Annotated in this window: 27 protein-coding genes; 17 read left to right on the top strand and 10 right to left on the bottom strand. The window is 67.6% G+C overall.

Going from position 1 to position 24,403, the window contains the following annotated elements; translation table 11 throughout:
• The first annotated feature begins 438 nt into the window (after window positions 1-438).
• On the top strand, window positions 439-1,308 hold the full coding sequence (locus N4S67_RS20300) for a MaoC/PaaZ C-terminal domain-containing protein (RefSeq protein WP_260994828.1): 870 nt from the start codon (window positions 439-441) through the stop codon (window positions 1,306-1,308).
• A 66-nt stretch (window positions 1,309-1,374) separates the two neighbouring features.
• Entirely contained in the window at window positions 1,375-2,256 is an 882-nt protein-coding gene (locus N4S67_RS20305; RefSeq protein WP_260994829.1) for a universal stress protein, read from the top strand.
• Here the strand turns inward: N4S67_RS20305 and N4S67_RS20310 are convergent.
• From N4S67_RS20310 to N4S67_RS20320, 3 genes are all read right to left on the bottom strand, one after another.
• Window positions 2,253-2,726 carry an SRPBCC family protein gene (locus tag N4S67_RS20310; protein WP_260994830.1) on the bottom strand — a complete coding sequence of 158 codons (474 nt, stop codon included), beginning with the start codon at window positions 2,724-2,726 and terminating at the stop codon, window positions 2,253-2,255. The genes N4S67_RS20305 and N4S67_RS20310 overlap by 4 nt on opposite strands.
• Window positions 2,723-3,415: a DUF899 domain-containing protein gene (locus N4S67_RS20315; protein WP_260994831.1), complete on the bottom strand. Its 693-nt coding sequence runs from the start codon at window positions 3,413-3,415 to the stop codon at window positions 2,723-2,725. Before N4S67_RS20315 ends, N4S67_RS20310 begins: the two co-directional genes overlap by 4 nt.
• A 74-nt stretch (window positions 3,416-3,489) precedes the next feature.
• Window positions 3,490-3,876 carry a DUF2237 family protein gene (locus tag N4S67_RS20320; protein WP_260994832.1) on the bottom strand — a complete coding sequence of 129 codons (387 nt, stop codon included), beginning with the start codon at window positions 3,874-3,876 and terminating at the stop codon, window positions 3,490-3,492.
• A 54-nt stretch (window positions 3,877-3,930) separates the two neighbouring features.
• Between N4S67_RS20320 and N4S67_RS20325 the strand changes: the two genes are divergently transcribed.
• Entirely contained in the window at window positions 3,931-7,227 is a 3,297-nt protein-coding gene (locus N4S67_RS20325; RefSeq protein WP_260994833.1) for an error-prone DNA polymerase, read from the top strand.
• Between the two features lie 19 nt (window positions 7,228-7,246).
• Entirely contained in the window at window positions 7,247-8,074 is an 828-nt protein-coding gene (locus tag N4S67_RS20330; protein ID WP_260994834.1) for an adenylate/guanylate cyclase domain-containing protein, read from the top strand.
• Window positions 8,075-8,104: 30 nt separating this feature from the next.
• On the opposite strand, the gene N4S67_RS20335 is transcribed toward N4S67_RS20330, so the two are convergent.
• Window positions 8,105-8,521 carry a TIGR03667 family PPOX class F420-dependent oxidoreductase gene (locus tag N4S67_RS20335; protein ID WP_260994835.1) on the bottom strand — a complete coding sequence of 139 codons (417 nt, stop codon included), beginning with the start codon at window positions 8,519-8,521 and terminating at the stop codon, window positions 8,105-8,107.
• A gap of 22 nt (window positions 8,522-8,543) precedes the next feature.
• On the opposite strand from N4S67_RS20335, the gene N4S67_RS20340 reads away from it, so the two are divergent.
• Window positions 8,544-9,191: a nitroreductase family protein gene (locus N4S67_RS20340; protein WP_260994836.1), complete on the top strand. Its 648-nt coding sequence runs from the start codon at window positions 8,544-8,546 to the stop codon at window positions 9,189-9,191.
• A gap of 17 nt (window positions 9,192-9,208) precedes the next feature.
• On the opposite strand, the gene N4S67_RS20345 is transcribed toward N4S67_RS20340, so the two are convergent.
• A complete protein-coding gene (locus tag N4S67_RS20345) occupies window positions 9,209-9,673 on the bottom strand; it encodes a tRNA (cytidine(34)-2'-O)-methyltransferase (protein ID WP_260995269.1) in 465 nt (154 codons plus the stop codon).
• Window positions 9,674-9,937: 264 nt separating this feature from the next.
• Here N4S67_RS20345 and N4S67_RS20350 point away from each other — a divergent pair, with 264 nt between their 5' ends.
• The 8 genes from N4S67_RS20350 (at window position 9,938) to N4S67_RS20385 (ending at window position 16,351) form a co-directional block, all read left to right on the top strand.
• Window positions 9,938-12,760: a HAMP domain-containing sensor histidine kinase gene (locus N4S67_RS20350; RefSeq protein WP_260994837.1), complete on the top strand. Its 2,823-nt coding sequence runs from the start codon at window positions 9,938-9,940 to the stop codon at window positions 12,758-12,760.
• Complete coding sequence (locus N4S67_RS20355; RefSeq protein WP_260994838.1) at window positions 12,757-13,176, top strand: roadblock/LC7 domain-containing protein; 420 nt, start codon at window positions 12,757-12,759, stop codon at window positions 13,174-13,176. Before N4S67_RS20350 ends, N4S67_RS20355 begins: the two co-directional genes overlap by 4 nt.
• Window positions 13,177-13,183: 7 nt before the next feature.
• Window positions 13,184-13,555, top strand: coding sequence for a DUF742 domain-containing protein (locus tag N4S67_RS20360; RefSeq protein WP_260994839.1), 372 nt, complete (start codon window positions 13,184-13,186; stop codon window positions 13,553-13,555).
• Window positions 13,556-13,571: 16 nt separating this feature from the next.
• A complete protein-coding gene (locus tag N4S67_RS20365) occupies window positions 13,572-14,138 on the top strand; it encodes a GTP-binding protein (RefSeq protein WP_260994840.1) in 567 nt (188 codons plus the stop codon).
• A 4-nt stretch (window positions 14,139-14,142) separates the two neighbouring features.
• On the top strand, window positions 14,143-14,706 hold the full coding sequence (locus tag N4S67_RS20370) for a pentapeptide repeat-containing protein (protein WP_260994841.1): 564 nt from the start codon (window positions 14,143-14,145) through the stop codon (window positions 14,704-14,706).
• Between the two features lie 58 nt (window positions 14,707-14,764).
• Complete coding sequence (locus tag N4S67_RS20375) at window positions 14,765-15,085, top strand: nuclear transport factor 2 family protein (RefSeq protein ID WP_260994842.1); 321 nt, start codon at window positions 14,765-14,767, stop codon at window positions 15,083-15,085.
• Between the two features lie 120 nt (window positions 15,086-15,205).
• Window positions 15,206-15,418, top strand: coding sequence for a three-helix bundle dimerization domain-containing protein (locus N4S67_RS20380; RefSeq protein WP_260995307.1), 213 nt, complete (start codon window positions 15,206-15,208; stop codon window positions 15,416-15,418).
• Window positions 15,419-15,457: 39 nt separating this feature from the next.
• Window positions 15,458-16,351, top strand: a complete 894-nt coding sequence (locus tag N4S67_RS20385) for an SDR family NAD(P)-dependent oxidoreductase (protein ID WP_260994843.1) — start codon at window positions 15,458-15,460, stop codon at window positions 16,349-16,351.
• Window positions 16,352-16,399: 48 nt separating this feature from the next.
• Here the strand turns inward: N4S67_RS20385 and N4S67_RS20390 are convergent, their stop codons facing one another.
• Together N4S67_RS20390 and N4S67_RS20395 are read right to left on the bottom strand one after the other, a co-directional pair.
• Window positions 16,400-19,021 (bottom strand): FHA domain-containing protein, encoded by a 2,622-nt coding sequence (locus N4S67_RS20390; protein WP_260994844.1) that lies wholly within the window; start codon window positions 19,019-19,021, stop codon window positions 16,400-16,402.
• Between the two features lie 65 nt (window positions 19,022-19,086).
• Window positions 19,087-19,491, bottom strand: coding sequence for a nuclear transport factor 2 family protein (locus N4S67_RS20395; RefSeq protein WP_260994845.1), 405 nt, complete (start codon window positions 19,489-19,491; stop codon window positions 19,087-19,089).
• A 35-nt stretch (window positions 19,492-19,526) separates the two neighbouring features.
• Between N4S67_RS20395 and N4S67_RS20400 the strand changes: the two genes are divergently transcribed.
• Window positions 19,527-20,087 (top strand): TetR/AcrR family transcriptional regulator, encoded by a 561-nt coding sequence (locus N4S67_RS20400; protein WP_260994846.1) that lies wholly within the window; start codon window positions 19,527-19,529, stop codon window positions 20,085-20,087.
• Window positions 20,088-20,164: 77 nt separating this feature from the next.
• Window positions 20,165-20,551, top strand: coding sequence for a hypothetical protein (locus tag N4S67_RS20405; protein ID WP_260994847.1), 387 nt, complete (start codon window positions 20,165-20,167; stop codon window positions 20,549-20,551).
• Here the strand turns inward: N4S67_RS20405 and N4S67_RS20410 are convergent.
• Window positions 20,518-21,735: an NADH:flavin oxidoreductase gene (locus N4S67_RS20410; RefSeq protein ID WP_260994848.1), complete on the bottom strand. Its 1,218-nt coding sequence runs from the start codon at window positions 21,733-21,735 to the stop codon at window positions 20,518-20,520. The genes N4S67_RS20405 and N4S67_RS20410 overlap by 34 nt on opposite strands.
• Before the next feature lie 28 nt (window positions 21,736-21,763).
• On the opposite strand from N4S67_RS20410, the gene N4S67_RS20415 reads away from it, so the two are divergent.
• Window positions 21,764-22,615 (top strand): bifunctional methylenetetrahydrofolate dehydrogenase/methenyltetrahydrofolate cyclohydrolase, encoded by an 852-nt coding sequence (locus N4S67_RS20415; RefSeq protein WP_260994849.1) that lies wholly within the window; start codon window positions 21,764-21,766, stop codon window positions 22,613-22,615.
• The gene (locus tag N4S67_RS20420; RefSeq protein ID WP_260994850.1) at window positions 22,605-22,898 is read left to right on the top strand and encodes a DUF3017 domain-containing protein; all 294 of its coding nucleotides are present in this window, start codon (window positions 22,605-22,607) and stop codon (window positions 22,896-22,898) included. Before N4S67_RS20415 ends, N4S67_RS20420 begins: the two co-directional genes overlap by 11 nt.
• Before the next feature lie 24 nt (window positions 22,899-22,922).
• Here N4S67_RS20420 and erm read toward each other — a convergent pair whose 3' ends face one another.
• Complete coding sequence (gene erm, locus N4S67_RS20425; RefSeq protein ID WP_260994851.1) at window positions 22,923-23,690, bottom strand: 23S ribosomal RNA methyltransferase Erm; 768 nt, start codon at window positions 23,688-23,690, stop codon at window positions 22,923-22,925.
• A 63-nt stretch (window positions 23,691-23,753) separates the two neighbouring features.
• Window positions 23,754-24,392: a zeta toxin family protein gene (locus tag N4S67_RS20430; protein ID WP_260994852.1), complete on the bottom strand. Its 639-nt coding sequence runs from the start codon at window positions 24,390-24,392 to the stop codon at window positions 23,754-23,756.
• Between the last annotated feature and the right edge of the window lie 11 nt (window positions 24,393-24,403).

Consider the following 24,403-nt stretch of genomic DNA (forward strand, 5'->3'; position numbering starts at 1 on the left):
TATCTCATGGGTGCGACATATCTGCACGGTCCTTTAGATCACGTGATCTAGTGTTCTGAAGTGACGGTCAGCCTCCCATTGGATAGCTGAATCGTACAGTCGGGGTCTCCGGTCCTAGGGTGTGCTCAGCGGCGGACGGCATGGCGTCACGCGACGAAGCGAAGCTCGCGAATCCCGGCTTCGACTTCCCGAATCCGACAACAAAGTCGGGCGCCGGATACATTTCGACAAAATGACACGAAAATGAGACGTCCGCAGATGACATGCCGTGAGACGACTCGCATCACCGCAGGTCAGATCGTCCTGAAATGACATGGAGTCTGAGAACCGACATCAACTGTCCGTGACGCCGTCGGCTCGGTCATCACCAAGCGGTGGCCGAAATTCCGGCCGACTAACCGAAAAAGTAAGGTCCGGTGCAGCCGCGAAGGGAGTGCCATGCCGATCGACCCGAACGCCATAGGTGCCAAAACCGAACCGCAGATGTTCACGTGGACCGACCGCGACACGCTGCTGTACGCGCTCGGCGTCGGAGCGGGTCTCGATGATCTGGCCTTCACCACCGAGAACAGTCACGACATCGAGCAGCAGGTCCTGCCGACGTACGCGGTCATCGCGTGTCTGCCGTTCGCGGCGGCAGCCAAGATCGGCACCTTCAACTTCGCGATGCTGCTGCACGGCTCCCAGGAGATCCGGCTGTTCTCTCCGCTGCCGCCCGCCGGCAAGCTCAGCGTCGTCGCCGAGGTCGCCGACATCCAGGACAAGGGCGAGGGCAAGAACGCGATCGTGATGCTCAAGGCCACTGGCACCGACCCGGATTCGGGGCAGGTGGTGGCCGAGACGCTCACGACGGCGGTGATCCGTGGCGAGGGCGGCTTCGGCGGCCAGCCGGGACAGCGACCGCCGGCGCCGGAGATCCCCGATCGGGAGCCCGACGCACGGATCGCGCTGCCGACCCGCGAGGACCAGGCCCTGCTCTATCGGCTGTCCGGTGACCGCAACCCGCTGCACAGCGACCCGTGGTTCGCCCGCGAGCTCGCGGGTTTCCCCAAGCCGATCCTGCACGGGCTGTGCACCTACGGAGTCGCGGGGCGCGCGCTGGTGGCCGAACTCGGCGGCGGCGACGCCACGAAGGTCACGGCGATCGGCGCGCGGTTCACCTCGCCGGTGTTCCCCGGCGAGACGCTGACGACGTCGATCTGGCGCATCGAAGCGGGCCGAGCGTTCTTCCGCACCGAAGCAGCGGCACCCGACGGGTCGGACGCCCGGCTGGTTCTCGAGGACGGTGTCGCCGAATACACCGAATGATCTGCGCGTCGCTGACAGGATGGCGACGACACGTCCAGCGGAGGGCGAGATCGGCGGTGGTTGGCAATGAAGTTGGTCGTCGGTTACCTGGCCACGCCCGGTGGCGCGGACGCGCTGGCACTCGCCGTTCGGCTGGCTCGCACGTTCGACGCCGAAATACACGCAGTCATGATCCTGCCGCCCGACCGGATCGCACACGTTCCGACGGCCGATTACTCAGACCTACTCGCCGAGCAGGCCAACGAATGGCTCACCGAAGCGTGCGCATCGGTCCCTGACGACCTTAGTGCCCATGGTCACGTCAGTTTCGACGACTCCTTCGCCGGCGGACTGATCCGGGAGACCGGCAGGCTGGAAGGCGATCTGATCGTGGTCGGCGGCTCGGGCGGCGGACTGGCCGGCAGCCTGTCCCTGGGCTCGGTGGTCAATGAGCTGCTGCACTCGGCGCCGGTGCCGGTGGTCGTCGCGCCGCGTGGCACCCGCACCTCCACCGTCGAACGGGTCCGCGAGGTGACCTGCGCGATCGGCGAGCGGCAAGGCGCGGACCTGTTGCTGGACAACGCTGTTCGGTTCAGCAGCGCCGCCGACGCGCCGCTGCGGCTGGCGTCCCTGGTGGCGCTCGACCCGACATTCGGGGTTCTGCGCGGCGATCAGGAGGCGGTCAGTAAGCGCGCCCGCGCGCACGCACAGCAGACCGTGGAGACCGCCAGAGCCGCGCTGCCCGCGGGTTTTCCGGTGACATCGACGGTCGTCGACGGGGCATCGGTCGAAGACGCCGTCAGCAAGCTGGACTGGCAGGACGGCGACCTGATCATGGTGGGATCGAGCCGGCTCAGTGCGCCCAGGCGCCTGTTCCTCGGTTCGACCGCCGCCAAGATGCTGCGGGTGCTCGACGTGCCGATGGTCGTGGTCCCGCGCGACCAACTCCGTCCCGACGACTTGCCTTAGCGCACAGCGCGTTCCAGGGCCGCCAGCGACTCCTCGATGAACTCGGGTCCGAACACCGGCACGCCTACCGCGTCGCGGAATCCCTGGTCGGTTTCGCTCCAGTCATAGGTAAGCGTCACGTCGGTTCCGGTGCCGTTCGGGGTGAGGTCGTAACGCCACCACCACCCGCCGGGACTGTGCTTGCCGGACTCGTCCAACTGACCGGGGAGCCACGCGATGGTCCGGTCGGGCTCGAAGGCGGTGACCACGTTGTGCATCACGTAGTGACCTCCGGCCCGGTCCAGGAACATGTTGACCGCGAACATCTGTCCGGTTCCGGTGATGGGATCGGTGTCTTCGGCGTCGCGGACCCAGTCGCCAGGCTCGGTGTGCTTGTGCCGAGCCGGATCAGCAAGCACGGCAAAGATTTTCGCGGGCGGAGCCGGGATCGTTCTGGTGACGACATAGCGTTCTTCGGTAGGTGCGGTCATTCCACGTCTCCGTTCGGGCCGTAAAGTCGGGCGACATCGGGGGAGTCGAGCCACTTTGAGTAGGCGGGGGACTGCGGCCAACCGTCGGGAGAATCCTGCCAGTCCTCCTGGCGGCCCCACGGCAGGATGTCGACCAGCGCGAAGGTGTAACTGAGTTGTTCGGTCCCGCGGCCGTTTGTGTGCCAGGTGCGGTAGACCTTTTCGCCGTCACGGAGAAATACGTTCACTGCGAAGCCCCCGCCGGGCGGAGCACCGACGTCGGCGCCGAAAGAACTCTCCGACGACGAATACCAGTCCATCTTGTTGCCGACCTTGGCCTTGTAGGCCAGTGCTTCGTCGATGGGCCCGTTGGTGACGATGACGAAGCGGGCGTCGTAGTTGTCGAGGATGCCCAGCCGGGTCCACTGTGTCGTGAGACTGGTGCAACCGCCGCACTGCCACTGCGCGCCGTCGGACCACATGTGGTTGTAAACGATGAGCTGCGATCGCCCGTCGAACACCTCGACCAGCCGGATCGGGCCGTCCGGGCCGATGAGCGTGTAGTCCGGCAGTTCGACCATCGGCAGCTTGCGGCGCTGCGCGGCGATGGCGTCGAGTTCGCGCGTGGCGGCCTTCTCGCGACGGCGCAGGTCGTCGAGGGCGCTCTGCCAGGTGTCGCGGTCGACCACCGGGGGTAGGGCTGACGTCATAGGAGCCTCCTTGTCCATGTGCCATACGAATAGACCGCCGGCTTGCGCAAAACTCATCGCTCGCGCACGAGCGGTTAGAGCGTGCTGGCGTCGGGCGGGACGTCGACGGCGTGCTGCTCGAGCAGTTCCAGGGGGATGATCTCGAGTGCTCGTTCGCTGGTCGCTTCGAGGACCACCGGTGCCGCGGCACCGTCAAGGTGAGCCTGCAGCCACCGGGCCGCGACCACGCACCACCGGTCGCCGGGGCGCAGCCCGGGGAACTGCCACTGAGGTCGTGGGGTGATGAGGTCGTTGCCGACAGCAGCCTGGTGGTCGAGGAACTCGCGGGTCATCACCGCGCAGACGGCGTGCAGGCCGACGTCCTCGGGTCCGCAGCGGCAGTGGCAGTCGCGGTAGAAGCCGGTAACCGGATCGTCTCCGCAGGGCGCCAGCTCGGTCCCGCGGACATTGCGCTCGGCCACAGGCACAGCTTGACACTCGTAGCCCCTCGAACGTGCGTTCGATAGACTGCGACGATGGGCTGGCATCTCGGGCCGCCGAGCTGGACGGAAATGGAGCGGGTGCTGCGCGGCAAACCGCGCCGTGCCGGCTGGCCCATCGACGAGCAGGTGGGCGACGGCGGTGACAGCCCCGCATGGTCGCGCCAGCGCGGAGCCTACGAAGCGCCGGAGTCGGACGACCGGCCGGCGTCGTCGGTGCCCTACGCCGAACTGCACGCGCATTCCGCGTACAGCTTCCTCGACGGGGCCAGCACCCCGGAGGAACTGGTGGAGGAGGCCGCCCGGCTCGGTCTGCGGGCCATCGCGTTGACCGACCACGACGGCCTCTACGGCGTCGTTCGGTTCGCCGAGGCGGCCAAGGAACTCGACATGCAGACGGTGTTCGGCGCCGAGTTGTCGCTGGGCGGCGGCGACCGGACCGAGGATCCCGACCCGCCCGGTCCACATCTGCTGGTGCTCGCCCGCGGGCCGGAAGGCTACCGGCGGCTGTCCCGCGAGCTCGCCAGGGCGCACCTGGCCGGTGGGGAGAAGGGCAAGCTGCGCTACGACTACGACACGCTGACCGAGGCGGCGGGCGGGCACTGGCACATCCTGACCGGGTGTCGTAAAGGCCATGTCCGGCAAGCACTCTCGACCGGCGGCCCGGAAGCGGCGGCCGACGCCCTTGCCGATCTGGTCGACCGGTTCGGACATGACCGCGTCAGCGTCGAACTCACCCATCACGGGCATCCGCTCGATGACGAACGTAACGCCACCCTTGCCGGCCTGGCGTCCCGCTTCGGCTTGAATGTCGTCGCCACCACCGCCGCCCACTTCGCCGAGCCATCTCGAGGCCGGCTCGCCATGGCGATGGGCGCGATCCGGGCCCGCCACTCGATGGACGAGGCCGCCGGTTACCTTGCCCCGCTTGGTGGTTCGCATCTGCGCTCGGGGGAGGAGATGGCGCGCCTGTTCGCAGACCGCCCCGAAGTGGTGACCGCGGCCGCCGAACTCGGTGAGCAGTGCGCATTCGGGCTGGCGCTGATCGCCCCGCAGTTGCCGCCGTTTGACGTTCCGCCCGGGCACACCGAGGACAGCTGGCTGCGACACCTGGTCATGGATGGCGCGCACAAGCGGTACGGTCCGCCCGAACGCGCGCCGCAGGCATACGCCCAGATCGAGCATGAGCTCAAGACCATCGAGCAGTTGACCTTCCCGGGTTATTTCCTGGTGGTGCACGACATCACCCGGTTCTGCAAAGAGAACAACATCCTGGCTCAAGGCAGGGGATCGGCGGCCAACTCGGCCGTCTGCTATGCCCTCGGCGTCACCAATGTCGACCCGGTCGCCAACGAATTGCTGTTCGAGAGGTTCCTGTCGCCGGCGCGCGACGGACCGCCGGACATCGACATCGACATCGAGTCGGACCTGCGCGAGAACGCGATTCAGTACGTCTACAACCGCTACGGCCGCGACTACGCCGCCCAGGTCGCCAACGTCATCACCTACCGGGGGCGAAGCGCCGTGCGCGATATGGCCCGCGCGCTGGGGTTCTCGCAGGGACAGCAGGACGCCTGGAGCAAGCAGATCGGCCAGTGGGGAAAACTCACCGACGCGACTCACGTCGACGGTGTCCCCGATCAGGTCATCGACCTGGCCACGCAGATCTCCAACTTGCCGCGCCACATGGGAATCCACTCCGGGGGCATGGTGATCTGCGACCGGCCGATCGCCGACGTGTGTCCGGTGGAGTGGGCGCGCATGGAGAACCGCAGTGTCCTGCAGTGGGACAAAGACGACTGCGCGGCAATCGGATTGGTGAAGTTCGACATGCTCGGTCTCGGCATGCTGTCGGCGCTGCACTACTGCATCGACCTCGTGCGCGAGCACAAGGGCATCGACGTCGACCTGGCGCAGCTTGACCTGTCCGAGCCCGCGGTGTACGAGATGCTGCAGAAGGCCGACTCCGTCGGGGTGTTCCAGGTCGAGTCGCGCGCGCAGATGGCCACCCTGCCCAGGCTCAAGCCGCGGGTGTTCTACGACCTGGTGGTCGAGGTCGCCCTGATCCGGCCGGGGCCGATCCAGGGCGGGTCGGTGCACCCGTTCATCAAGCGCCGCAATGGCGAAGAACCGATCACCTACGAACACCCCTCGATGGAATCGGCATTGCACAAGACGTTGGGCGTGCCGCTGTTCCAGGAGCAGCTGATGCAACTGGCCGTCGACTGCGCGGGCTTCTCCGCCGCCGAAGCCGACCAACTGCGCCGGGCGATGGGATCCAAACGTTCGACCGAGCGGATGCGCCGACTGCGCGGCAGATTCTATGACGGGATGCGTCAGCGCCACGGCATCACCGGCGCCGTGGCCGACCGCATCTACGAAAAGCTCGAGGCGTTCGCCAATTTCGGTTTTCCGGAAAGCCATTCGCTGTCGTTCGCGTCGCTGGTGTTCTATTCGTCGTGGTTCAAGCTGCACCATCCAGCGGCGTTCTGCGCCGCGCTGCTGCGGGCCCAGCCGATGGGCTTCTACTCACCGCAGACGCTGGTGGCTGACGCCCGCAGGCACGGCGTCGTCGTACACGGGCCCGATGCCAACGCCAGCCTTGCGCACGCCACGCTGGAGAACCACGGCACCGAGGTACGGCTCGGACTCGGCGCGGTGCGCCATATCGGTGACGAGCTCGCCGAGCAGCTCGTCGACGAGCGGAAAGCCAACGGGCCGTTCACTTCTCTGCTGGACCTGACCCAGCGGGTCCAGTTGAGCGTGCCGCAGACCGAAGCGCTGGCCACCGCGGGGGCGCTGGGCTGCTTCGGCATCTCACGCCGTGAAGGGCTGTGGGCGGCCGGGGCTGCCGCCTCCGAGCGCCCCGACCGGTTGCCGGGAGTGGGGTCGTCGTCGCATGTGCCCTCGCTGCCCGGCATGACCGAACTGGAGTTGGCCGCCGCCGATGTGTGGGCGACCGGCGTCTCCCCGGACAGCTATCCCACCCAGTTCCTGCGCGAGGACCTCGACGCGATCGGGGTGGTTCCCGCGGACAAGCTGATGGACGTGCCCGACGGCACCCGGGTGCTGGTGGCCGGCGCGGTGACCCACCGTCAACGACCCGCGACGGCCCAAGGCGTGACGTTCATCAACCTCGAAGACGAGACCGGCATGGTCAACATCTTGTGCACACCGGGGGTGTGGGGGCGGCACCGCAAGGTGGCTCAGACGGCGGCGGCGCTGCTGATCCGCGGGCAGGTGCAGAACGCCACCGGGGCCGTCACCGTCGTCGCCGACCGGATAGGCAAGCTCACGATGACGGTCGGTTCGAAGTCGCGGGACTTCCGCTGACCGGCCGCATAATCATCCGGTGACCGTCGCGCTCTCCTTCGCTGTTCTGCTCGAGACAGCCGGTCTGATCGCGCTCGCAGTCGTGCTGATCGTTTCGCGGCGAAAACTGGCGTCGGCGCGAGCGGCCCTCACACGTCAACACCGCGGCGACGATGAGCCTCGCCGCCGGCGTAAGCCGCTGGGCGTCGCACCGATGGCGGTCAAGACAGTGGTGAACACGGTGCAGTCCGCTGATGCGATCCTCCGTAGAGGCATCGGCGGGTCGGTACGCAGTTCGATCGAGGACCTCGCCGGCTGGGCGCGTGTCGAACGGCCGGATCTCGCGAGGATCACCGCGGACGGAAACGTCGTCCTCGTCTTCTCCGACATCGAAGGCTCCACCGCACGCAACGAGTCGTTGGGCGATCGCGGATGGGTGAAGGTGCTCGAACGGCACAACGAGCTGATCGAGCGGCGCGTCGCCGACCACCGCGGGTACGTCGTGAAGAACCAGGGCGACGGGTTCATGATCGCCTTCGCCGAGCCCGGCGACGCGGTCCGCTGCTGCGTCGCTGTACAGCGGGCGCTGCTGCAGGACCCCCAGAGGTGGGACGGCTTCCGAGTGCGGATGGGTGCGCACGTCGGCACCTCGGTTCGACGCGGAGACGACCTGTTCGGTCTCGACGTCGCCTTGACCGCGCGGATCGCTGGACTCGCCGACGGTGGACAGATCCTCGTCAGCGATGCATTGCGCACATCGGTCCACGAGCTCGATGACATCGGATTCGAAGCGCCGCGTCACGTGGAGCTCAAGGGCTTTCGTGATGCTCAGACCGTCTACGCGGTCGCTTTCTCTGGCGGCCTCTGAGGCCGACGCGTCGGAACGGGCGTGTGGGAATCAGCCCTCGGTGGGCGTGGTCCACACTTTGTCGACGTTGATCCTCACCCGCGTGTTGTACGCGGCAAGAAACTCCTCGCTGAAGCCGAAGGTGGCCGCCAGTTGGCCGTACTTCGCCCGGTACCGATCATCGGTCAGGGGGTTGGCGTTCTCCGCGTCGATGGTCGCGGTGCCGCCGACGACGATGACCCCCGCACCGTTGCCGTCGGAATCGAGATTGAGGCTGACCCGAGGGTGATTCCTGATGTGCCTCACCTTCGCGGCACCGGGCTCGGAGTAGACGATCACGTCCGACCCGTCGAAGTAGAACCACACCAGCTTGGGCACCGGTTGCCCGGATTTCGCGATGGTCGTCAGCCATCCGTACTGGTCGTTGTTGAGCCGGTCAGACACCTCTTGCGTGAATTCGACTGCCATGAGCCGAATGTAGTCTCGGGCGATGACACTGAACTTGTCCGTCGACGAAGTATTGACCACCACGCGCTCGGTGCGTAAACGGCTCGATTTCGACAGGCCGGTGTCGCGCGAGGTGCTGCTGGAATGCCTGGACTTGGCCTTGCAGGCGCCGACGGGGTCCAACGCCCAGGGCTGGCAGTGGGTCTTCGTGGAAGACGCCGCCAAGAAGAAGGCGATCGCCGACATCTACAGCGCGAACTTCGAGCTGTACCGCCAGATGCCCGAGCCCGAGTACGCCGAGGGCGACAGCCGCGGCGAGCAGCGGCAGCGCGTGGTGTCGTCGGCCTCCTATCTGGCCGGGCACATGCACGAGTCGCCCTGGCTCCTCATTCCCTGCCTGGAGGGTCGGGTCGACGGCGTGCCGGGTGCCGCGAGCGCGGGCTACTGGGGGTCGCTTTTGCCCGCCGCGTGGAGCTACATGCTCGCCCTGCGATCCCGCGGGCTCGGCTCGGCGTGGACGACGCTGCACCTACTCGGAGAGGGCGAGAAGCAGACCGCCGAGATTCTCGGCATTCCGTTCGACAAGTACAGCCAGGGCGGACTTTTCCCGATCGCCTACACCAAGGGCACCGACTTCCGCCCGGCCAAGCGACTGCCCGCAGAACAGCTGGCCCATTTCGACAGTTGGTGAGACCTATCAAAAGGTGACTAGACCGCGCCGCTGAACCCGTGCTGACGCCACGCCTCGTAGACGGCGACCGCGGCCGCGTTCGACAGGTTCAGTGACCGGCGGCCGGTCAGCATCGGGATACGCAACTGCGTGCTGATGTGTGGGTCGGCCAGCGTCGCCGCATCCAGGCCCGTCGGCTCGGGGCCGAACATCAGCACGTCGCCCGGCCGGTACGCGACGGCGGCGAATGACGTCGTGGCGTGCGCCGTGAACGCGAACACCCGTTCGGGCGCAAGCGCGTCCCACGCGGCGAGCAGATCGTGGTGGACGGTGACCGACGCGAGGTCGTGGTAGTCCAGGCCGGCCCGCCGCAGCTTCGGCTCGGACAAGTCGAACCCCAGTGGCTCGACGAGATGCAGTTCGCAACCGGTCGCCGCGACCATCCGGATCGCGTTGCCGGTGTTGGGCGCAATGCGCGGCGAGTAGAACAGCAACCGGAACACCACGGCATCTTCTCAGCCCGCGGCGGGCTCCGCGGCAGCGCCCGAATATATTTGCTCGCATACCACGAAACGACGCGACGCCATTGTTGTGAACTCTGTCTGTTCAGTAAGAATTGTGGAATCGCTCGGGCATGACTGGCATACTCGGTCAATTGCCAGGCGTGAAACGCCCGCCCACATCAGGGCGAAATGAGCAGGAAGCCTTATGAACGACGCGCCAATACAGGAATTCGGACACGCCGCCGACCGTGCGAACGGGCGCCGATGAGTGCGTTCTCGCAGCTGAAGCAGTCCGACGGCACGATCGTCGATTTCGAACCCAAAGCAGCCCCACCGGTCAAGAAGCCGTCGCGCTGGGCGCTGGCCAATTGGCCCGTTCGGTGGAAAGTCCTCGCCATCGTTTTGGTGCCGCTGGTTCTCGCCGGGACATTTGGCGGGTTGCGGATCTACAGCAGTGCAACGCAAGCCTCGGATTTGCGCCGCGCCGCCGAGCGCGCTGATCTTGTGCCCGCCATTGTGAGCTACATGTCGGGCCTCGAGGGCGCGATGGTTGCGACGTCGACCGGAGGCGACGCGCAGTCGGCACTGAGCGACTTCGACACCAGCAGACAGGAACTCTCCCGGCGGCTGGACGAAACCGACGTTGCGCCGGACGTCCGAGGCGTCGTCACGGCGATGGTCGACGACGGCCAGGGGCTGATGGACAAGGTCACCTCGAACAGCATCGGTCTGCGCGATGCCATCCAGGCCTATGCGCTTCTGTTGTTGCCCGCCGAAGACGCGGTCACCGGATCGGTCCGCATCGACGACGAACAAATCCGCGCCGAGACCCTCGGATTGTCCCGCGCGATCGGCGTGCGCGGTCAGATGACGATGCAGAGGTTGGCCATCGTTCGCGGCCTCGAGCTGCCCGAGCCGGAGCTGCGATCGTCGATGATCGCGCTGGCAGGCACGGAGCCCTCCACGCTGTTCGGTTTGAGTCAGGCGCTCGGCGTGGGCTCACCGGATGCGCAGAAGCTACAGGCCGAGTTCGTCAAGCGGATGGCGCTGATGACCAACCCGGCCGTCCCGCTGACGAACAATCCGGAGTTGACGGCCTCGATCGACGCGACCGATCAGATCGCGCGGCAGGTCATCGACCGGACCACCGCCTCGGTGACGTCGGCGGTCGACGATCGCGCGTCCGCCGCGCGCGCCGACCTGGTCCGGGATGCGGTGATCTTCGGGGTTGCGTTCCTGCTCGCACTGCTGGTGGTCATGTTCGTCGCGCGTTCGCTGGTCCAGCCGCTGCGGCGGCTGCGCGACAGCGCGCTGCGGGTGGCCCACGACGACCTCGCCCGAGAGATCGAGCGTGTTCGCTCCGGCGGGGAGCCGGCGCACGTCGAGCCGATCGCGGTGCACACCTCCGAGGAGGTCGGCCAGGTCGCGCACGCGGTCGACGAACTGCACGAGCAGGCTGTGCTCTTGGCGGGCGAGCAGTCTCGGCTCCAGCATCAGATCAGCGACATGTTCGAGACGCTGTCGCGGCGCAGCCGGTCGCTGGTCGACCAACAGCTGTCGCTGATCGACCGGCTCGAGCGCAACGAGGAGGACCCCGAGCGGCTGGAAAGCCTGTTCCGCCTCGACCACCTCGCCGCCCGGATGCGCCGTAACGGTGCCAACCTGCTGGTGCTCGCGGGGGCGAAGGTGCCCCGCGAGCAGGCCGAGCCGGTTCCGGTGTCGGCGATCATCAACGCCGCGGCCTCCGAGGTGGAGGACTACACCCGGGTGATCACCGCGACCGTGCCCGACAGCGAGATCGCCGGGTCCGTCGCGGGCGACCTCGTGCATCTGCTCGCCGAACTGCTTGACAACGCGCTGCGCTACTCGCCGCCGATCTCGCAGGTACGGGTTTCGGCGGTGCACACAGGCAACGGCGGACTCGTCATCGAAGTCAGCGACATCGGTCTTGGGATGGCCGACTCGGACATGCGGGTCGCCAACACCCGGCTGCAGTCCGGCGGTGAGGTCAACCCGTACACCGCGCGGCACATGGGCCTGTTCGTGGTCGGCCGGCTCGCCGCCCAGCACGGACTCGTTGTCCGGCTGCGCAGCACCATTGCCGGCGAACCGAATTCGGGCACGACGGCCGGGGTGTACGTGCCGTCCGAGTTGCTGGGCAGCGACGGCACGCACCAGTACGGCGAGCCGGATTACGGCAGCCCCGCGGACGCGCACGCCGGCATCGCGGTCGCTCTGGCGCTCGACGAGGAGCACCACTACTACCAGGGGGGCGACGAGGCGATCGGCCTGGAGCACCAGAACGGCCAGTCCGAGCTGCCCGTCTCGTTGCTGCCGCAACGCGATCCCGGGGCCAGCGGTATCTCCGAGATCCCCGCGTCGCTCGCCGCGCCGTCCGCCGCGCCGCACGCCGAACCGGATTGGCCCGAGGATTCCATGCCCGCTCAGACGTCCGAGCCCGACGTGCTGGAACAGTCGCCGGTCACCGGCCCGGTGCCGACCGATACCTCCGGGTTCTTCGCGGCGCGCGCACAGGCGGCGAGCAACGGCGTGGCCAGTACGTTCGAGGCGGACCACCCGACGCCCCCGGTCGAGGAGCCCGAACCGGCCCGCCACGCCGCGCAGGAGGTCTCGACGGCCGGATCCGACGACGCGATCTACCAGAAGATGCTCTCGGAATGGCTCGTCGACCCGACCGAACTGGGCAATAGCGAGGACCTGAACTGGGAATCGGTGTGGGACCGCGGCTTCTCTGCGGCCGCCGAGGCGCAGGACGCGCCCGTCGACCAGCACACCGACGAGGGCTTGCCGATGCGCCAGCCCGGGGCCAGGCTCGTGCCGGGTGCCATGGACCCGGCGGCACCGCCCGCACGCGTCGCCAACGGCGGCGGGCACCGCCAGAACGGCGGTGCGCACCGGAGCAACGATGCCGACGACGAGGTAGCATCGGCGGCTGAGTTCGAGGCGGGCGAGTCGATTCCGCGGCGGGATCCCGAGGCGGTCCGCGCCAGTATGAGCAGCCATTTCGGCGGTGTGCATGCCGGCCGCTCGCACGTCAGAGAGACCGGAGGAACTGATACCGAATGACCTACCCGCCACGTTCGACGCAGCGCGATTCGCTCGACTGGCTGGTCTCCAAGTTCGCGCGTGAGGTCTCGGGGGTGTCGCACGCCGTGCTGGTCTCGGCCGACGGCCTGCTGATGGCGGCCAGCGAGCACATGCCCGGCGAGCGCGCCGATCAACTCGCGGCAGTGGCTTCTGGACTGGCCAGCCTGGCCACGGGTGCGGCGCAACTGTTCGACGGCGGTCATGTGCTGCAGTCGGTCGTCGAGATGGAGAACGGCTATCTGTTGCTCATGCGGGTCGGCGACGGGTCGAACCTCGCGACGCTGGCGACGCGCAACTGCGACATCGGCCAGATCGGCTATGAGATGGCGATACTGGTGGAACGGGTGGGCACCGTGGTTCAGTCGGCACGACGGCGCGCACCCCAGCACTCGTGAGCCGCCTGTGGACTCTTGGGAGCGGGATGTCGCGGACGAACCGAGTCTGGTCCGGCCGTACACGCTGACGGCGGGTCGCACGGATTCGCGCGTCGACCTGCCCCTCGAAGCGCCCGTCGGGACGCTGGCATCATCGAAGCCGTCACGATGGCCGGGAAACGATGTGCGAGGCCGGATCCTGACGATGTGTGTCGATCACCCATCGGTGGCTGAGATTGCGGCACAGTTGGCACTGCCGCTCGGAGTGGCGCGGGTGCTGATCGGCGATCTCGTGACGCAGGGCTACTTGCAGGTGCAGACCACCCTCGACGAGTCGGCGACGACCGACGAACGACGTGAACTGATAGGAAGGACGCTGCGTGGCCTCAGGGCACTTTGAGAGGCGAACCGCCTCGGTGCAGGATGCGAGGCCCGCCTCGACAAAAATCGTCATCTCCGGTGGCTTCGGCGCCGGGAAGACGACGTTCGTCGGCGCCGTCTCGGAGATCATGCCGCTGCGGACCGAGGCGTTGGTGACCAACGCCTCGGCCGGCGTCGACGGCCTGGAGGCCACTCCGGGGAAGAGCACAACAACCGTGGCGATGGACTTCGGGCGCATCACCCTGGCCCAGGACCTCGTGCTGTATCTGTTCGGCACGCCCGGCCAGCGCCGATTCTGGTTCATGTGGGATGACCTCGTGCGCGGCGCGATCGGCGCGATCATCCTCGTCGACATCCGGCGACTGCAGGACAGCTTCGCCGCCGTGGACTTCTTCGAAGCGCGCAACCTGCCCTTCATCGTCGCGGTCAACGAGTTCGACGGAGCGCCGAAACATCCCGTGCAAGCAGTGCGCAAGGCCCTGGCCCTGCCCGACCGCACACCGGTCGTCACCGTCGACGCCAGGGATCGACACTCGAGCAGGGCGGCGCTGATCGCGGTCACCGAGTACGCACTCAACAGCTTGACGTCGCTGCCCGGCTGACTCGATGGACGTCGACGAAACCGTCTGGACAGAGCGCGAATTCGTCGGCCATGACTTCCGCGACGACGATCTGAGCCGGCTCCGCACAGAACGCGCGGTGTTCGACGAGTGTGACTTCCGCGGCGTGAACCTCACCGAGTCCGAGCACGTCGGCTCCGCCTTCCGGAATTGCAACTTCGAACGGGCCACGTTGCACCACAGTACGTTTCGCCAGTGCAGCATGCTCGGTTCCGTGTTCACCAACACCAGGCTGCGGCCGCTGACGCTCGTCGAAGTCGACTTGACGCTCGCCGCGCTGGGCGGCTGCGATCTGCGGGGCGTCGACCTGACCGGCTGCCGCCTGCGCGAAGCCAGCCTCGTCGAGGCCGACCTGCGCAAAGCCGTGCTGCGACACGCCGATCTGCGTGGTGCGCGACTGCAGAAGGCCAGACTCGACGACGCCGATATGCGCGGTGCACGAACCGATCCCACGCTGTGGACCACCGCCAGCCTTCGAGGCGCGAAGATCGACATCGACCAGGCGTTGGCTTACGCCGCCGCGCACGGCCTCGACATCCACGGGGAATAACCGCCGGCGATGCGGTTGGAGCCCTTCACCGTTCGCACGCCGTTCGTCGTGGGAGGAGTTGTTCAATGCCGGTGATGCCGCGGGTGTTTCGGCGCTGTACGCCGACGACGCGATCAATCATCAGATTCCGCTTGAACCCGTCGTCGGCCGTGCCGGCATCGAAGAGTTCCACCGCGAGACGTTCGCCGCTGGACCGCTGACGTGTACGCCGATCAACCTGGTCGTCGACGGCGATTGGGCCGCGCTGGAGTGGACCGATCCCGGCGGCTTCCGGGGCTGCGGCTTTTTCTGCGTCCGCGACGGCCTGATCGTGCACCAACGCGGGTATTGGGACAGCGCGCAATTGCGCCAGGTCCACCCGGACGTCCATCCTGACTGACCGAGTTCGTCAACGCCACATCGACCACGCGGGTGCGTCGTTGCTCACACTCGTGTCATCAGCGCAGGTCAGCGGTGGGTCGGACTTGTCAGGACATGAACCGTTACGCACACTAACGATGTGGGATCGCCGAGCCAGCAGCACAGTGAACAGCAAATCGTCGCGCAGGTGGCCGAGAGGCTGACCGCGATGTATCCGTCGGTGCCATCCGACACCATCGCCGCGGTGGTCGAAGACAAGTACGCCCGCTTCGACGGCCGCCCCGTACGCGACTTCGTGCCGTTGTTCGTCGAGCGCTTCGCGCGCACGGAGTTGGCGACGCTCGCGAACTGAGGCGGGCCGGCTACGCGAGCACGCCGTAGTCTCAAATCCGTGACACCACAGTGGTCGCCGACCCGACTCGGCAATCTGAGCGGCACCCGCATCGTCGTCACCGGCGCCACCAACGGCGTGGGCCTGGCGACGGCAGGCGCACTCGCCAGGGCCGGCGCGCACGTGGTGCTGGCCGTTCGCAACCCCGAGCTGGGCGCGCAACGGGCCACCGAGATCGGCGGCGACACCTCGATCGTGAAGCTCGACCTCGCCGACCTGTCGTCGGTGCGCGCGTTCCCCGATCTGCTCGAGGGCGACATCGACGTTCTGATCAACAACGCCGGCGTTGTCGCGCAGAAGCGCCAAGACACCGCCGACGGGTTCGAGATGACGCTGGCCACCAACTTCCTCGGTCCGTTCGCGCTCACCAACCTCCTCTTCGAACGCGTGCGGTCGCGGATCATCATCGTCGGATCCGACGCCCACAAGATGGGCACGCTGGCCATCGATGACCCGCATCTGCGCTCGCACCGCTGGTCGTCGTTCCCCGCCTACGCGCGCAGCAAGCTCGCGACCATGCTGTGGGGGCTGGAGCTCGATCGCCGGTTGCGCGAGGCGGATTCACCCGTCAGCTCGTATCTCACCCATCCCGGCTGGGTTGCTTCAAATCTGACGAACGTCGCCGACACGCGCTTGATGAGCGCCTTCCACAAAGCCGCGCAGGCGGTCGCCGGTGCGCTGGCGAACGACACCGACGCCGGTGCCGCACCCACGCTGTACTGCATGACCGAGCCGATCCCGCCGGGCAGTTACGTGGGCATCGACAGCAGACTCGGTTTGAAGGGCGGTCCGACGCTCAGCGGCCGTTCCGCGGTGGCGTCCGACTACGCATTGGCCAGGCAGCTGTGGGAGTTTGCCGAAAAGGAAACCGGGACAACGCTTCCGGTGCATTGATCGGACGTCGCGCAACGCCAACAAGTTGCGCAGTCCCCGGGTCGGATGTCAGCTGGCCTTCAGCCGTATCCGCCAGCGCACCAGGCTCAGATAGCCGATGCAGATAGCCCCTTGCATGGCCATGTTGAACCACCACGTGCCTGCGGTGTGTTTCCAGTGCGAGTCCTGGGGCGTCAGCGGGCCCGGCACGAGCCTGATCAGATCGATCGTCGACGCCGTCGAGGCGAACCCCCATCGGGCCGGGGTGAACCATGACATCTGGTCGAGGACGATGCGACCGGTCACCGGGATCATGCCGCCCTGGAACACGAGCTGCGACATGATCGCGATCACCAGCAGCGGCATGATCTGCTCGTTCGACTTGGCCAGCGCGGAGAGGGCCAACCCGACCATTGCCGCGCCGACGCAGCACGCCGCGACGTCGACGTACAGCTCCAACGATCGGCTGGGTATCACCGCGCCGCTGGTGACGGCCCCGGACCCCCAGCCCTTTCCGTAGATGTTGATGGCCACGACGACACCGGATTGCAGTAACGCGAACCCGGCGAAGACGAACACCTTCGCGAGGATGTACGCGGTTGTCGACAATCCGACCGCCTGCTCGCGCAGGAAGATCGCCCGCTCCCCGATGAGCGCACGGATCGTCAACGCGGTGCCCATGAAAATGGCCCCCACATTGAGCAACACCAGAATCTGTCCCGGCTCGTTGGGCGCTTCACCGCCCTGAATCGCCGGGACGGGGACACCGAATCCGACGTTTCCGGGCACCGACAGCGACAGTGCGCCCATGATGAACGGCAGGAACGCCAGGAAGATGAAGTAGCCGCGGTCCGAGATGATCAGCCGCATCTGGCGGCGAGAAATCGTCGAGAACTGTTTTCGCAGACTGGTTTTCGTCGGTTCGCCGAGGTCGGAGGGTTTCTCGGTCGGCGGTGGCGGCGGTGGCGGACCGTGTTGCGCGAGGTATCGCTGGGCTGCGGCGTCCGGATCGCCCGCGACCGTGCTGAAGATGTCGGCCCAGTTCGTCGTGCCCATCGACGAGCCGATTTGGTCCGGCGGTCCGTAGAAAGCCGTCTTGCCGCCGGGCGCCAGCAGCAGCACCTGATCGCAGACATCGAGGTAGGTCAGCGAGTGCGTCACGACGAGCACCACACGGCCGGCGTCGGCCAGCTGGCGCAGCATGGTCATGACCTGCCGGTCAAGGGCGGGATCCAGGCCCGAGGTGGGCTCGTCGAGGATGAGAAGCGAGGGGCCCGTGAGCAGTTCGAGCGCCACCGAGGCGCGCTTGCGCTGACCGCCGGAGAGCTTGTCCACGCGGGTCTCGAGGTGGTTGGTCATCTCGAGTTCCTCGAGCACCTGCATGACAACCTGCTCGCGGTCGGCCTTGCTGGTGTCGGGTGGCAGCCGCAGTTCGGCCGCGAACATCAGCGCCTGCCTGACGGTCAACTGGCCGTGCACCACGTCGTCCTGGGGCACCATCCCGATTCGGGAGCGCAGCGAGGCGTACTCGGCGTGGACGTTGTGCCCCTCGAACGCGACGGTGCCCGTGGTCGGGTGGGTGTAGCCGGCCACCAACCGCGCGAAGGTCGACTTGCCCGCACCCGAGGGACCGATCACGGCCGTCAGGGTGCCGGGCCGCGCCGCGATCGAGATGTTGTCCAGCAGCGTCTTGTTGCCCTCGATCGTCCACGTGACCCCGTGCACCTCGAGGCCGCCGGTACGGGTGGCGGCGGCGGTGTCGGTGCGGCGGACCAGCGTGCCGCCCGAGAACGCGAGGTCGATGTTGCCGATGGTGACGACGTCGCCGTCCGTCAGCAGTGCCGAGTCGACCCGCGACCCGTTGACGAAAGTGCCGTTGATGCTGCGCTCGTCGCGGATCTGCGTGCCGCCCGGGCCGGGAATCAACGTGGCGTGGTGCCGCGACGCCAGCACGTCGGGGATAACGATGTCGTTGTCGGTGGCGCGGCCGATCTTCACCGAACCCGCGGGGGCATCCGAGGGCCGGCCCGGCCGCAGGATCTTGAGCATGCTCGTCGCGAGGTTGCCCTCGCTGGAGCGCGGCGCCGCGGTCGGGCCCATCGCCGTCACCGATTCCAACTCCGGTGCCGAGATGGGCGGCGGCGCGACAGTGGCCCGCGCCGGTTGCGCGGCGCTGGGCGGGTAGCCGGTGCGGGTGTCCTGCGGGCCGGAGGGATATCGCGGCGCCGGTCCCGAGGGATACATCGGCTGCGAGGGCGCCGAGCCCGGCGGGTGGAGCTGCGGGCGCGACGCCGGCGGTCCCTGCGTAGGCCACGGCGCCGACGGCGGCCGTTGGTGCGGCACCGGCACCGCCGTGGTCGGCGTGCGCCCGGCAGCACCCTGGTGGCGGCCGACCTCGAACGTCAGCTGCGGGCCGTCGGGGTTGCCGATGTTGATGGTTTGCCCGTCATGGAGGTCCGCGACCGGGACCCGTCTGCCGCCGACGAACATGCCGTTGAGGCTGCCGTTGTCGATCGCGACCCAGCGACCCTGGTCGAACCGCAACACCAGGTGTGCACGGGAGATCAGCGGATGGGCAATACGGATATCAGCGCGGAGGTCGCGGCCGACGACGACATCGTTGCCCGCCGCAAAAGATCGGGTCGATCCGTCGTACCGAACGGTCAGCGCAGGTGGGGCTGGTCGGCTCATCGGCGATCACTCTATCGGTAGAGCGCCCGCGGGAAGGCTCAACGTGGGTGCGTCGGGATGCGGTGTCAGGATGCGCGCGGGGAGGGCAGCTCCCACCTGGCCGTGTCGGTGATCTGCTGCAGTGCCGCAATGCGGTCCTCGCGGGTGGTGATGACGTGCGCGAACGCGGCGTCGACGCACCTGTTGCCGTCCCGCGCCGGGCCCCAGTACCGGCCGAGGACGACGACACGCGTGTCGTCGACAACGAGGAACTCCTCGGGATCGACGTGCATGTCGTAGATCGATGCGATCGGGCCCCACACGTCCGACAGCATCGCGGTGCGGCCGCGGTGCTCGCCGCCCACGCCGTGCGGCATTCCGGCGCTGACCGTGCCGACGAAATCGTCTGTGAGCAAATCGAATAGGGCTTGGCCGTTGGTGCCCGCCAGGCACTCGTAGAACCGCTTTGCGACGTCTTCGGGCGTGTGCACATATTAGAGACTAATCTCTATTATAGGGTGTGGCAATGCCGCGGCCCGCCCGATACTCCGTCGACCAGCTTCTGGACGCGGCCGCGAAACTGCTGGCCGGCGACGGGCCCGGTGCGGTGACCATGTCCGCGGTCGCGAGGGCAACCGGTGCGCCCAGCGGCTCGCTGTATCACCGGTTTCCGACCCGTGCCGCCCTGTGCGGCGAATTGTGGGCGCGTACCGAGGAGCGGTTCCAGGACGGCTTCACCGCCGCGCTGACGAGGTCGGACGATCCGCACGCCCAGTGCGTCGACGCCGCTCTGTTCATCGTGCAGTGGTGCCGCGACCATCCCGACGAGGCGCAGGTGCTGCTGGCAGGACCCGACGCGCTGGATTCGGCCCGATGGCCGGATCCATTGGTCGCGCGCCACCGACAGCGCGGCCGCAGACTGCGACGCCTGCTCGCGGCGGTGCCCGCCGACACCGACCGCGTCAGCGCCGCCGTCACCGACATTCCCTATGCCGTCGTGCGTCGCCACCTGCTTGCGCGACGGTCCATCCCGGCGAGCGCGGACGCCATCGTCACCGACTGTGCGAGGGCATTGCTGAGGAATTGACGGCGTCCCCGGCGCGTCGCGCGGTGCCCGGTGCCAGTTCGTGGTCACCATGGGTCATGGTGTGCAAAGCGCCGCTCATGATCGCCACTGCCGTGGCCGCAGCGACATTGCTGGCCGCGCCGGCAGGCGCGCAGCCCGGGTCCATCGACGACCGCGGTTTCGTCGACACCGCCGCCCGCTGCGACACTTCCGCGGCCGCGGTGGCATTCGGCCGAACCGAATACGCGCTGATCGCGATCTGCCGGGAAACGGGCCGCTACGAGTACCGCGGTGTGCGGTTGAATGACGACGCGTTGCTCTCGGTGACCGCAGTCGAGACGGCCAACGGCGTGTTCACCGCCGAGAACGACGCGGTGACCTACACGTTCTCAGCCAAGGAACTCGCGGTGGCGGAGAACGGCGAGTTGGTGCGCGCCGACCCGATGGTGGCCTACGTCGAGCCGCGGCTGACTGACGAGGACTGAAGCGGCGACTGCGTCAACACGCAATGAGTCCGGCTGTAGATCGCCGCCATGCACTGGTTGTTGTGGTTGCACACCGACCGCACGCTCGCGTCGGCCTGGATCCGGTTGATCAAGTCGGGCTCGGCCAGCAGCGCGCGGCCCATCGCGACGAAGTCGAATCCCTCCGCCATCGCCAAGTCCATTGTTTCGCGATTCGTGATGCCGCCCAACAGGATCAACGGCATCTTGAGCTCAGCCCTGAACAACTTGGCGTCGCGCAGCAGGTACGCCTCCCGATAGGGATACTCGCGGAAGAACTTCTTGCCGGTCATCCGGATGCCCCACCTCAGCGGTGGCTTGAAGGCTCCGGCGAACTCCTTGACCGGTGCGTCGCCCCGGAACAGGTACATCGGGTTGACCAGTGAACTGCCCGCCGTGAGTTCGATGGCGTCCAGCCCGCCGTCCTCCTCGAGCCACTTCGCCGTCTGCAACGACTCCTCGGTCGAGATGCCGCCGCGCACACCGTCGGTCATGTTCAGCTTGGCCGTCACCGCGATCGGCGTGCCCTCCGCTTCGACCGCGCGGCGCACGGCCTGCACCATGCCGCGCGCCACCTTGGCGCGGTTCTCCAGCGACCCGCCGAACTCGTCGTCGCGGCGGTTGATCAGGGGACTGAGGAACGCACTGGCGAAGTAGTTGTGGCCCAGATGGATCTCGACGGCGTCGAATCCTGCCTGGATCGCGAACCGCGCGGCGTTCGCATGGGCGTCGATGACGTCGTTGATGTCGTCCTTGGTCGCCTTTTTGGCGAACCGCATCGACAGGGGGTTGAAGAACCGCACCGGTGCATAGGCCTTCGCCTTGTTCGACCTGGCGTTCGCGACCGGACCGGCATGGCCGATCTGGGCGCTGATCGCGGCGCCCTCGGCGTGGATGGCCGCGGTGAGTTCGCCAAGGCCGGCGATCGCCTCTGGCCGCCACCAGATCTGCTTGCCTTCGGTGCGGCCACCCGGTGACACCGCCAGGTAGGCGACCGTCGTCATCGCGACCCCGCCCGCCGCTGGCAGGCGGTGATAGGTGATCAGGTCGTCGGTGACGAGCGCGTTCGGGGTCGCTGCCTCGAACGTCGCCGCCTTGATTATTCGATTGCGCAGCGTCACCGGGCCGAGCTTGGCGGGGGTGAACACATTGGGCTGAGTGTTCATACGGGTGGAGCCTGCCACAATAGGCGCCGTGGGTGCGATCACATTGGACGGTAAAGCCACGCGCGACGAGATCTTCGTCGACCTCACCGAACGGGTAAAGGCGCTGACGGCTGCGGGCCGCACGCCAGGACTGGGCACCGTGCTGGTGGGCGACGACCCCGGTTCGCACGCCTACGTGCGCGGCAAGCATGCCGACTGCGCGAAGGTCGGCATCAAGTCGATCCGGCGCGACCTGCCGGCCGACATCAGCCAGGCCACGCTCGACGAGACCATCGACGAGCTCAATGCCGACCCCGAGTGCACCGGCTATATCGTGCAGTTGCCGCTGCCCAAGCACCTCAACGAGAACGCCGCGCTTGAGCGCATCGATCCGGGCAAGGACGCCGACGGCCTGCACCCGACGAACCTGGGCCGACTGGTGCTGGGCGAGCCGGCGCCGCTGCCGTGTACCCCGCGCGGCATCGTGCACCTGCTGCGGCGCTACGAAGTGGAGATCGCCGGCGCGCAGGTCGTGGTCATCGGCCGCGGTGTCACCGTCGGCCGTCCGCTGGGGCTGCTGCTGACGCGACGGTCGGAGAACGCCACGGTGACGTTGTGCCACACGGCGACCCGGCACCTGCCCGAGCTGGCGCGCGAGGCGGACATCATCATCGCCGCCGCAGGTATGCCGCACATGGTCACCGCCGAGATGGTGCGGCAGGGCGCGGCCGTCGTCGACGTCGGCGTCAGCCGCGACGACAACGGAAAGCTCGTCGGCGACGTGCACCCCGATGTGTGGGAGGTGGCCGGGCATGTGTCGCCGAACCCCGGCGGGGTCGGTCCGCTCACCCGGGCGTTCCTGCTGACCAACGTCGTGGAACGCGCGGAACGTGACGCCTAAAGAGTTCGCCCGCAAAGTCTTCGCGGTGCAGTGGCCGATCTGGTCGGTCGGGCTGATCTTCATCGCGGCGTTCGGCCTGGTGGCCGTCGGCTATTGGCGCCGCGGAGCGCTGGTGATGGCGATCGCCGTCGGCGCCGCGGCCGCCCTGCGCATCGTCCTTCCCGACGACCGCGCCGGCCTGCTCGCCGTGCGCAGCAGGGGCATCGACGTCGCGACGACCGCGACGGTCAGCGCCGCAATGCTCTACATCGCCTGGACGATCGACCCGCTGGGCACCAGCTGAATCTTGCCCAAGGCGCAAACCCGCTCATCCGGTGGTTCGGTACGCCGTGAACAGCGCTGCCCACTGCGCGGCGGTCAAGTCACGCGGTAGCGCGGCGGGGCGGATGCCGTTGTCGCGCAGCCACTGTCGTGCGGTGGCCCTCGGCAGCCTGCGACCGACGATGTGGCCGACACCGTGTCCGCGGCCGGTGAACACGTCGTGCACCAACGCCTGGAAGCGGCGACGGTCGCGCGGGTCGACCAGCGGGTCCGTCCGCCGACGGATCGTCAGCAAGCCCCCGTCGACTGTCGGACGGGGTCGAAACGCCGCCGCGGACACCTTTCTCGCCAAGGAGAATTCGAACCACGGCCACCACTGCGCCGTCATCATCGTCGCACCGCCGACCCCTGCGCGCCTGCGGGCGACCTCCCACTGCACCAGCAGCACCGCATCGGTCCAGCCGGGGAAGTGCAGGAGGTGTCGCAGTATCGCGGTGGTGAGGTGGAACGGCAGGTTGCCGACGACGACGTGCGGTGTGCGGGGCAGGCGATAGCGCAGGATGTCGGCGTCGACGATTCGCGTGGCCGCGGTGGTTCGTCGCGCCAACCTGACCGCTCGTCGCCTGTCGACCTCGACGGCGGTCAGCGGGCGGCCGAGACGCTGCAGAGGCAGCGTGAGCGCACCGTCGCCGGCGCCGATCTCCACGATGGGTCCCTCAGTGCCGGCGACGATTTCGACGATGGCGGCGATGACAGAGCGGTCGCACAGGAAGTTCTGGCCGGTTTCATGCCGGCCCTGATGAGGGGAGGACACGGGCGCGCATCCTCATCGAGGTGTTCGACATGTCGGCCACGTTAGAGAGACGGGTGTCGCGGTTCAACTGATTTTCAGTGCGGCGGCGACGATCGGTTTGGCCCACTCGGGCGTCGACGACAGATCGGGCGGGCCGACGATCTCGCCGCGGTCGAGATGCAACACAAGGAGCGGCCGGGGCGCACGTCCAGCGGCGGGGTCGGCGTCAGCGGAGTTGTCGTAGAGGCGCAGTTCGGTCAGGTGCGGCAGGAGTTGGACCAGGTTCAACCTGCTGTGCCGCCAGCGTCGACGGATGCTCGACTCCGGAATGTCGTGGCCGCCGGCGCGCACGCGACTGCGGACCCGGTCGATGTGCATGTCGGCGGTGGCCAGTCCGACGAACCAGATACGTACCTCGAAGCCGAGCGACGCCGCCTCGGCGAGCCGCCTCGGCATCGTGGCTCCGCCGAGCGTGGTCTCGAAAGCGAAGTCCTTGCGCTCGTCGATCGCCCGCTCGAGCAGGCGCTTGCCCTGTTGCCACGCCATGGCGTTCGCACTCACCTGATCGAGACCCGGATTCGCGGCGATCAACTCGCGCGCGGCTTCGTCGGGATTGAAGTAGTCGGCGCCCGACGTTCGGATCGTGGCGCCGCCGATGCTGCTCTTGCCTGCACCGTTGACACCGGCCAGGACGTACAGGCGCGGCGCAGCCTTACGGGCCATGCGAGAAACGG

Origin of the sequence: Mycobacterium deserti (assembly GCF_025345615.1) — a bacterium.
Lineage (GTDB): Bacteria > Actinomycetota > Actinomycetes > Mycobacteriales > Mycobacteriaceae > Mycobacterium > Mycobacterium deserti.

What these genes read in the sequence shown, in the direction of transcription:
- N4S67_RS20410 (WP_260994848.1), bottom strand. Translation starts at nt 21,735, where the DNA reads ATGAACACTCAGCCCAATGTGTTCACCCCCGCCAAGCTCGGCCCGGTG.
- N4S67_RS20355 (WP_260994838.1), top strand. Translation starts at nt 12,757, where the DNA reads ATGACCTACCCGCCACGTTCGACGCAGCGCGATTCGCTCGACTGGCTG.
- N4S67_RS20300 (WP_260994828.1), top strand. Translation starts at nt 439, where the DNA reads ATGCCGATCGACCCGAACGCCATAGGTGCCAAAACCGAACCGCAGATG.
- N4S67_RS20390 (WP_260994844.1), bottom strand. Translation starts at nt 19,021, where the DNA reads ATGAGCCGACCAGCCCCACCTGCGCTGACCGTTCGGTACGACGGATCG.
- N4S67_RS20315 (WP_260994831.1), bottom strand. Translation starts at nt 3,415, where the DNA reads ATGACGTCAGCCCTACCCCCGGTGGTCGACCGCGACACCTGGCAGAGC.
- N4S67_RS20405 (WP_260994847.1), top strand. Translation starts at nt 20,165, where the DNA reads ATGATCGCCACTGCCGTGGCCGCAGCGACATTGCTGGCCGCGCCGGCA.
- N4S67_RS20335 (WP_260994835.1), bottom strand. Translation starts at nt 8,521, where the DNA reads ATGGCAGTCGAATTCACGCAAGAGGTGTCTGACCGGCTCAACAACGAC.
- N4S67_RS20370 (WP_260994841.1), top strand. Translation starts at nt 14,143, where the DNA reads ATGGACGTCGACGAAACCGTCTGGACAGAGCGCGAATTCGTCGGCCAT.
- N4S67_RS20430 (WP_260994852.1), bottom strand. Translation starts at nt 24,392, where the DNA reads ATGGCCCGTAAGGCTGCGCCGCGCCTGTACGTCCTGGCCGGTGTCAAC.
- N4S67_RS20305 (WP_260994829.1), top strand. Translation starts at nt 1,375, where the DNA reads ATGAAGTTGGTCGTCGGTTACCTGGCCACGCCCGGTGGCGCGGACGCG.
- N4S67_RS20310 (WP_260994830.1), bottom strand. Translation starts at nt 2,726, where the DNA reads ATGACCGCACCTACCGAAGAACGCTATGTCGTCACCAGAACGATCCCG.
- N4S67_RS20400 (WP_260994846.1), top strand. Translation starts at nt 19,527, where the DNA reads ATGCCGCGGCCCGCCCGATACTCCGTCGACCAGCTTCTGGACGCGGCC.
- N4S67_RS20340 (WP_260994836.1), top strand. Translation starts at nt 8,544, where the DNA reads ATGACACTGAACTTGTCCGTCGACGAAGTATTGACCACCACGCGCTCG.
- N4S67_RS20350 (WP_260994837.1), top strand. Translation starts at nt 9,938, where the DNA reads ATGAGTGCGTTCTCGCAGCTGAAGCAGTCCGACGGCACGATCGTCGAT.
- N4S67_RS20325 (WP_260994833.1), top strand. Translation starts at nt 3,931, where the DNA reads ATGGGCTGGCATCTCGGGCCGCCGAGCTGGACGGAAATGGAGCGGGTG.